Below are 2,188 nucleotides of genomic sequence, written 5' to 3'. Positions count from 1 at the left end.
CCCGCCGCGAGCGCGGTCTGCGCCCGCCGCTCGGCGATGCCCTCCGCCGGGCGCCCGGCCGGGTCCGGCTCGAGCACGACCGACCGCGTCCCGCCGAGCAGCCGCTCACAGGCACGCTCCACATAGGACCCGAGCATCGACGGGACCCACGGGCCGGCGCCGTCGCGCTTGCGGACCGCGCGCAGCTTCAGCCCTTCCCAGCGCTCGACCAGGGTGCCGTCCGGGTTGCGGACGTCGAGGTCGTAGACGTAGCTGTCGCCGTCCTGGAAGCGTTCCTTCGCGTCCAGCAGGACGTACTCGTCGTGCTGGACACCCGGCTCGGCCAGGTACAGCTTCTCGATGCCCTGCGGCAGCAGCGTCGCGTCCGGGACGCAGCACTGGATCGCGTGCATCATCGCGTCCCGCGTGCCGGGGTCGGCCAGCAGCCGCTCCTGCGGGAGGAACGGGGCGAACCAGTAGTGGTCCGCGCTGGTCGCGATCTCGGCGACGGCGTGCCGCGCGCTCGCCCGCTGGTAGCCCAGCACCCGCTGGAACCGCTTGCCCTGGAACAGGACCGAGCCGTACAGCTCGCTGATCGGCTCCACCGGGACCGGCGGCAGCGCGACGTCGCGGGGTGCCCGCTCGCCGAGTTCCGCCGGCCGCGCGAAGCTCAGCCGCGCCCGGAAGTGGTCGGCGCTGAAGCCGGTCTCGTCACTGCGGATGACGACGTCGACGGTGTCCGCGTCGCGGGCCAGCGTGGCCAGCCGGACCGTGGTCGACCCGCCCGGCGAGACGATGATCGGCCGGAGGAACTCGACGTCGGAAAGCACCGGGGTGCCGGTGCGGTCGAGCGTCGCCGCCGCGGCCTGCGTCATGGCCTCCATGCCGAGCACCGCCGGGAACAGCAGCTGCCCGTCGAGCAGGTGGTCGGTCAGGTACGGGTCGGCCCCGTCGGACAGGTCCGCCTCGGTGATCAGCTCGACGCCCGGGTAGTGCACGATCGCGCGGTCGACGAACCGGGTCAGCGGCAGTTCCCGCTTCTGGATCGGCAGCGTGGCCAGCCCCGACGTGCGGCCGCAGACCACCAGCACCGGCGGCGCGGCCGGGTCGGCCAGCACCTGGCGGAGGATGGTGATGCCCTCCTCGGTCGGGATCGGCGTGATGCCGTCGCGCATCAGGGCGCTGACGACGCCGAGCTTCTCGCCCATGCCGGTGCCCGACCAGACCGACCACTCCAGCGCGATCGCCCGCGCCTTCGGGTGCTCCTGGCCGAAGCGCAGGGTCAGCTCGGTCATCCAGTCGTTCGCCGTGGCGTAGTGCGCTTCACCGCGCAGGCCCGCCCGGCCGATGATGCTGCCGAAGGTGACCAGCAGCTTGATCTTGTCCTGGTCGACCGCGTTCAGCACCGCGTTGAGCCCGCCGATCTTCGGCGCGAGCGTCTTGCGGAAGCTGTCTTCGGTGAGGGAGAACAGGGCGGCCGGCTCGTTGCGGCCGGCGCCGTGCAGGACCGCGGTGACCGGGCCGAGGTCGGCCTCGATCCGCGCGACCACCTCGGCCACCGCCGGGGCGCTGGTGACGTCGGCGCGCTCGTAGCGGTAGCGGATGCCCGCGGCTTCCATGCGGTCGAGGTTCTCCGCCAGCTCGCTGTCGGACTCGGGGTCGCTGCGCCCGAGCAGGGCCAGCCGCGCTCCGGAGTCCTTGGCCAGCGCCAACGCGCTCTCCGCCGTGATGCCCTTGCCGCCACCGGTGACGAGCAGGACGTCGGTGGCGTCCAGCGAGTCCTGGATCGGGCCGGGCTTCGGCGCGGCCAGCGCGGACAGCCGCGGCACGGTGCGCCCGCCGTCGGCGCCGTAGCGCGCTTCGGTGAAGTCCGTGGTCGCGGCGACCTCGGCCACCACGGTGGTCACGGCCGAGGCGACCGCGTCCTCGTCCGACGGCGCCGGGTCCGCGAAGTCGATGATCGTCGTCTTCGCCGAGGGGTCCTCGAGCCGCAGGGTGCGGGCCAGGCCGGCGGCGCCGTAGCCGTGGTGCACGACCACGAAGCGCGTGCCGTTGGGTGCGGCCATGACCGCGCGGCCGGCGTCGAGGAACAGCCCGACGTGGCTGGAATCGCAGTCCGCCGGCAGGACGAGCAGGACGCCGTCGCCGACGCCCGCCTTCGCCAGCGCGGCCTTCAGCGGCTCGGCCAGCGGGTGGCGCGGGGTCGCGA

At 73.8% G+C, this 2,188-nt stretch carries 1 protein-coding gene; it reads right to left on the bottom strand.

Annotated features, from left to right (window positions below):
* The coding region (locus tag G3I65_RS42590) for an SDR family oxidoreductase (protein WP_160701120.1) at positions 1-2,188 on the bottom strand (2,188 nt) is incomplete at both ends.

This window comes from Amycolatopsis sp. SID8362 (assembly GCF_010550475.1).
Taxonomy (GTDB): domain Bacteria; phylum Actinomycetota; class Actinomycetes; order Mycobacteriales; family Pseudonocardiaceae; genus Amycolatopsis; species Amycolatopsis eburnea.
This window is presented reverse-complemented; position numbering and strand designations above follow the sequence as displayed.